At 65.9% G+C, this 5385-nt stretch carries 5 protein-coding genes; 1 reads left to right on the forward strand and 4 read right to left on the reverse strand.

The window, feature by feature from the left end; genetic code table 11:
• The first annotated feature begins 61 nt into the window (after window positions 1-61).
• The gene (locus P2Q66_RS09860; protein WP_275727637.1) at window positions 62-1501 is read left to right on the forward strand and encodes a sugar porter family MFS transporter; all 1440 of its coding nucleotides are present in this window, start codon (window positions 62-64) and stop codon (window positions 1499-1501) included.
• Window positions 1502-1516: 15 nt separating this feature from the next.
• Here P2Q66_RS09860 and P2Q66_RS09865 read toward each other — a convergent pair whose 3' ends face one another.
• From P2Q66_RS09865 to P2Q66_RS09880, 4 genes are read right to left on the reverse strand one after another with little or no spacing between them, the layout of a single operon-like run.
• A complete protein-coding gene (locus P2Q66_RS09865) occupies window positions 1517-2278 on the reverse strand; it encodes an ABC transporter ATP-binding protein (RefSeq protein WP_079598002.1) in 762 nt (253 codons plus the stop codon).
• The gene (locus P2Q66_RS09870; protein ID WP_275727640.1) at window positions 2275-3303 is read right to left on the reverse strand and encodes an iron chelate uptake ABC transporter family permease subunit; all 1029 of its coding nucleotides are present in this window, start codon (window positions 3301-3303) and stop codon (window positions 2275-2277) included. Before P2Q66_RS09870 ends, P2Q66_RS09865 begins: the two co-directional genes overlap by 4 nt.
• Window positions 3296-4303 carry an ABC transporter permease gene (locus P2Q66_RS09875; RefSeq protein WP_275727642.1) on the reverse strand — a complete coding sequence of 336 codons (1008 nt, stop codon included), beginning with the start codon at window positions 4301-4303 and terminating at the stop codon, window positions 3296-3298. Before P2Q66_RS09875 ends, P2Q66_RS09870 begins: the two co-directional genes overlap by 8 nt.
• A gap of 25 nt (window positions 4304-4328) precedes the next feature.
• Window positions 4329-5276: a siderophore ABC transporter substrate-binding protein gene (locus tag P2Q66_RS09880; protein ID WP_275727645.1), complete on the reverse strand. Its 948-nt coding sequence runs from the start codon at window positions 5274-5276 to the stop codon at window positions 4329-4331.
• Window positions 5277-5385: the final 109 nt, after the last annotated feature.

The raw sequence follows: 5385 nt of genomic DNA on the forward strand, positions 1-5385 counted from the left end.
CGGTACCGCAGCCGACGACGTCCGCACCGCATCCATCAGACCCCCAGACCCAGGGAGAACCATGCCCACTGCACAGGAGCAGACGACCGCCCGGATACCGCAGCGGGTGATCTGGCTGGCCCTCGCGGGGGCGGTGGGCGGATTCCTCTTCGGCTTCGATTCGTCCGTGGTGAACGGTGCTGTGGACGCCATGAAGGATGAATTCGCGCTGTCCGAGGCTGTCACAGGCTTCGCCGTCGCCATCGCCCTGCTGGGCTGCGCCGCCGGCGCCTACCTCGCCGGCAAGGTGGCCGACCGCTACGGGCGCATCCCCGCCATGAAGCTCGGCGCGCTGCTTTTCCTGGTCAGCGCCCTGGGGACCGGGTTCGCCTTCAGCGTCTGGGACCTGATCTTCTGGCGCCTGGTGGGCGGGCTGGGCATCGGCCTGGCCTCCGTGATCGCTCCGGCCTACATCTCCGAGATTTCGCCGCGCAAGGTCCGCGGCCGCCTCGCATCGCTGCAGCAGCTGGCCATCACCACCGGTATCTTCGCCGCGCTCCTGTCCGACGCCCTGTTCGCTACCAGCGCCGGCGGTGCCGGCCAGGCGTTCTGGCTGGGCATCGAGGCCTGGCGCTGGATGTTCCTGGCCGCCGCCCTGCCAGCCCTGGTCTATGGCTGGGTGGCGTTCACGCTCCCCGAATCGCCGCGCTTCCTGGTGTTCCTGGGCAAGGAGGACGAAGCGCGCAAGGTCTTTGACTCGATTGCTCCCGCTGAGGACACGGACCGGCACATCCGCGAAATCCGGGAGGCCATCGAAGAGGACAAGCTCGCCGGCCAGAAGGGCTCGTTGCGCGGCAGGACGTTCGGCCTGCAGGCAGTGGTCTGGGTGGGCATCATCCTCTCCGTGCTGCAGCAGTTCGTGGGCATCAACGTGATCTTCTACTACTCCACCACCCTGTGGAAGGCCGTTGGCTTCCAGGAGCAGGACTCGCTCACCATCTCGGTGGCCACGTCCGTCACCAACATCCTGGTCACCCTTGTCGCCATCGCCCTCGTGGACCGGATCGGGCGCCGGCCCATCCTGCTGGCAGGTTCCGTGGGCATGGCTGTGTCGCTGGGTGCCATGGCCCTGGCTTTCGCATCGGCCACTGGCAGCGGTGCCGATATCTCTTTGCCGGGCCCGTGGGGGCCTGTCGCCCTGGTGGCCGCGAACGTGTTCGTGGTCAGCTTCGGCGCCTCCTGGGGACCGCTGGTCTGGGTCCTCCTGGGCGAGATCTTCCCGTCCCGGATCCGTGCCCGCGCCCTGGGCCTGGCGGCGGCTGCGCAGTGGGTGGCGAACTTTGCGATTACGCTGAGCTTCCCGGTGATGGCCGCCGGTTCGCTGCCCCTGACCTATGCCATGTACGCCCTGTTCGCCGCGGCGTCCTTCTTCTTCGTGATGTTCAAGGTGCCGGAGACCAACGGCATGTCCCTGGAACAGGCCGAGACGCTGTTCGTAGCCAAGGGTTCCGCCAAGGCCTAGCGACGTCGGAGAGCGTCAGGCGAAGTAGACGCCGATCCGGTTGCCGTCGATCTCCTCGATCCGGATGTCGATGTCGTAAACGTCACGGAGCATGGCCTGCTGCATAATCTGCCGCGGGCTGCCCTGGTGGACCAGCCGGCCGTCCTTCATGGCCAGGATGGTGTCCGAGTAGCAGGACGCGAAGTTGATGTCGTGGACCACCAGGACGATGGTCTTGCCCAGGTCGTCGGCCAGCCGGCGCAGGAGCCGCATCATTTCCACCGAGTGCTTCATGTCCAGGTTGTTCAGCGGTTCGTCCAGGAGCAAGTACTGGGTGTCCTGGGCCAGCACCATGGCGATGAAGGCCCGTTGCCGCTGCCCGCCTGAGAGCTCGTCCACGAACTTGTCCGCCATGGGTGTCAGGTCCAGGTGGGCGATGGCCTCCTCCACCTTGGCCAGGTCCTCAACGGTGGGCCGGCCGCCGGAGTGCGGAAACCGGCCAAAGGCCACCAGGTCGCGCACCGTGAGGCGCATGGTGAGGTGGTTTTCCTGCCGCAGGATGGCCATGGTCCGGGCCAGCTCGCGGCTGTCCGTGGAGGCGATGTCCAGCCCAGCCACGGACACGGCGCCCTCCTCCAGCGGCTGCAGCCGGCTGATCAGCGAGAGGAGCGTGGATTTCCCGGCGCCGTTGGGTCCGATGATCGACGTGATGCCGCCTTGCGGAATGGTGCAGCTGACGTCCTCGAGGACCGCCTGGCCGCCGTAGCTCTTGGAGACGTTGCGGACCGCGATGGTCATTTCAGGGAGCCTTTCAGCAGGAGGTAGAGAAACAGGATGCCGCCGGTGAACTCGATGACCACGCTCAGGGCGGTGCCGAAGCCGAACACCTTCTCCAGGACCAGTTGCCCGCCTACCAGGGCAATGGCGCCGATGAGCACAACGATGGGCAGCAGCCAGGTGTGGCTGAACCCGCGGCACAGCTGGTAGCCCAGGCTCACCACCAGGAGGCCGAAGAAGGTCACCGGCCCCACCAGCGCGGTGGACACGGCCACCAGCAGCGAACAGCCCAGCAGGACCAGCATGACCGTCCGGCGGTGGTCCACGCCCACGTTGATGGCCACCTCCCGGCCGAGCGTCAGGACGTCCAGCGTGTGCCGTCCGCGCCATACTGCTGCGCAGACGGCGGCGATGATCCCCGCGGAGACGCCCAGCAGCGCCGGGTCCACGTTGTTGAAGGATGCGAAAAACAGGTCCTGGAGGATGATGAATTCGCTGGGCTCCATGAGCCGCTGCAGCAGCGAGGAAAAGCCGCGGAACAGGCTGCCCAGGATGACGCCCACCAGCAGGAGCAGGTGCAGGGAACGTGTTGCTCCGGTGAACATCCAGCGGTACAGCAGCGCGCTGAACACCACCATCAGGACCACTTCGACGCCGAACTGAAGGGTGGGCGGGGCTGCCACCACGGACGCGGCCCCGAGGGTGAAGGCCAGCACCGTCTGGATCAGGATGTACAGGGAATCGAAGCCCATGATGGACGGCGTGAGGATCCGGTTGGCGGTGACCGTCTGGAACAGCAGCGTGGACACGCCCACAGCCACTGCCACCAGCAGCATGGCGGCCACCTTGATGGCCCGGCGCGGGAGGATGTAGCCCACGTTGCCTTTGAGTTCAAAAAAGAGGAAGAAGCAGACGACGACGGCGGTCAGTGCCAGCAGGATCCCCAGGACCAGGCGCGGCGAGGCGTTCCTGATGCGGCTTCGGAGCGTGGACTTGGGGACAAAGCTGTGAGCCGTACGGGGTTTGGTGGCGAGCGCTTCAGGCATTGCGCTTCCTCAGGATCAGGACGAGGAAGAGGATGGCGCCCAGCACGGACATGACCATTCCCACGGGGACCTCGTAGGGGTAGCGGATGGTGCGGCCGATGATGTCGCAGACCAGCACGAAGGCGGCGCCAAACAGGGCGGTCCAGGGAACCGCGCGGCGGAGGTTGTCGCCGAAGATGAGCGACACGATGTTGGGCACCACCAGGCCGAGGAACGGCACGGCGCCCACCGTGGTGACCACGACGGCGGAGATCAGCGAGACGATGACGAGTCCCAGGCGCATGGTGCGGGCATAGTTCAGGCCCAGGTTGGTGGTGAAGTCCTGGCCCATGCCGGCCACGGTGAACCGGTCGGCGGCCAGCAGCCCCACGAGCATCAGGACGGCGACGATCCAGAGCAGCTCGTACCGCCCGCGGAGGACGCCCGAGAAATCTCCGATCATCCAGTTGCTTAGGGTCTGCAGCAGGTCGTAGCGGTAGGCGAAGAATGTGGTGACGGCGGCGATGACCCCGCCCAGCATGATGCCCACCAGCGGGATAAGCAGGGTGTTGCGGGCCGGCAGCCGGCGCAGGATGGCCAGGAACAGCGCCGTGCCCAGCATGGCGAAGGCGCTGGCAACCAGCATTTTGGCCAGCACGGGAGCGGAAGGCGCAAAAACTGTTACCACCAGGATCCCGAGGGTGGCGGACTCGACCGTTCCCACCGTGGACGGCTCCACGAAGCGGTTGCGGGCCATGAGCTGCATGATCAGCCCGGCAACGGCAACGGCCATCCCGGCCAGGAGCACGGCGAGGGTCCGGGGCACCCGGGAAACCCAGAAGATCTCCACCGTGGCCGGGTTCGCGGCCAGCAGTGCCGGAAGTGACACGTCGCTGACGCCTACGAACATGCTGGCGGCGGCGAGGAAAAGAACGGCAACTGCGGCCGCAGCCAGGCCCGCATGGTGGCGGGCCTGGCTGCGGGTTGCCGGCGCGGCGGGGCGCACGGCGGTGGCGGTCATGGCGTGTTAGCTCAGGAGCGGGGCTTTAGGCCACGGATTCGGCGACGGCGTCAACCATTGCCTTGACGTTGTTCAGCCCGTAACCGATGACGTACCAGCCCATGGGGTCCAGGTTGATGACCTTGTTGTTCCTGGCGGCGTTGGTGGACTGCACCAGTTCGTTGTCGAGGATGGGGTTGGCGGCAGACGCCTCGGCACCGACGGCGCTGTCGCGGTTGATGACGTAGAGGATGTCCGGGTTGGCCTGCTTGATGTACTCGAAGGAGATGGCTTCACCGTGGCTGCCGTCCACCTTCACGTCAGCGGCCGTCGGTACGCCCAGGACGTCGTGGATGATGCCGAACCGGGAGCCTGCGCCGTAGGCGGTCACTTCGCCGCCCGAGGTCAGGACGATGAGGCCCTTGCCGGCATTTGCTGCCTTGGCCTTGGTCTCGGACACGGTGGCGTCCACGGCCGCGAGCTGCTCTTCCACTTCGGCGGACTTGTCGAAGATGGTTCCAAGCTTTTGGGCCTGCGTCTTGAAGCTTTCCATCGGGTTGGCCGCATCGATGGACAGGTCGATGGTGGGGGCGATCTTGCTCAGTTCCTCATATGCCCCGGCGGTGCGGCCGGAGATGATGATGAGGTCCGGGTCGCCGGCGCTGACGGCTTCGAAGTCCGGTTCCTTGACCGAGCCGATCTTGGTGTATTTCGCGTCCGAGTACTTGGACAGGGCCTCCGGGTACTGCGCTTCGGGGACGCCTGCAGGCTCCACGCCCAGCGCGTCGAGGGTGTCCAGCACACCAAGGTCGAAGGTGAAGACCTTCTCCGGGTTGACCGGCACGTCGGCGGTGCTGCCCTGCGCGTGCTCTACGGTGATGGTGGCGGCTTCCTCAGCGGGCGTGGCGGTCGCGCTTCCGCCGCACGCGGTCACGGTCAAAAGAGCTGCTCCCGCAGCCAGTGCCCCCAGGTAGCTCGACAGCTTCTTCTTCACGTTTTTCTCCACTCAGGTAATACGTCACAACTCTGTTGCCTAATAGGGCTGAGCCTATAAGTAAGGAAAGGCTAACTTCAAAACGAGAAGGGCGGATTGGGGCCAAAGT

This window comes from Arthrobacter sp. Cr_A7, from assembly GCF_029222765.1.
Classification (GTDB): domain Bacteria; phylum Actinomycetota; class Actinomycetes; order Actinomycetales; family Micrococcaceae; genus Arthrobacter.

Coding starts and splice junctions, on each gene's coding strand:
- P2Q66_RS09860 (WP_275727637.1), top strand. CDS start 62: ATGCCCACTGCACAGGAGCAGACGACCGCCCGGATACCGCAGCGGGTG.
- P2Q66_RS09875 (WP_275727642.1), bottom strand. CDS start 4,303: ATGACCGCCACCGCCGTGCGCCCCGCCGCGCCGGCAACCCGCAGCCAG.
- P2Q66_RS09865 (WP_079598002.1), bottom strand. CDS start 2,278: ATGACCATCGCGGTCCGCAACGTCTCCAAGAGCTACGGCGGCCAGGCG.
- P2Q66_RS09870 (WP_275727640.1), bottom strand. CDS start 3,303: ATGCCTGAAGCGCTCGCCACCAAACCCCGTACGGCTCACAGCTTTGTC.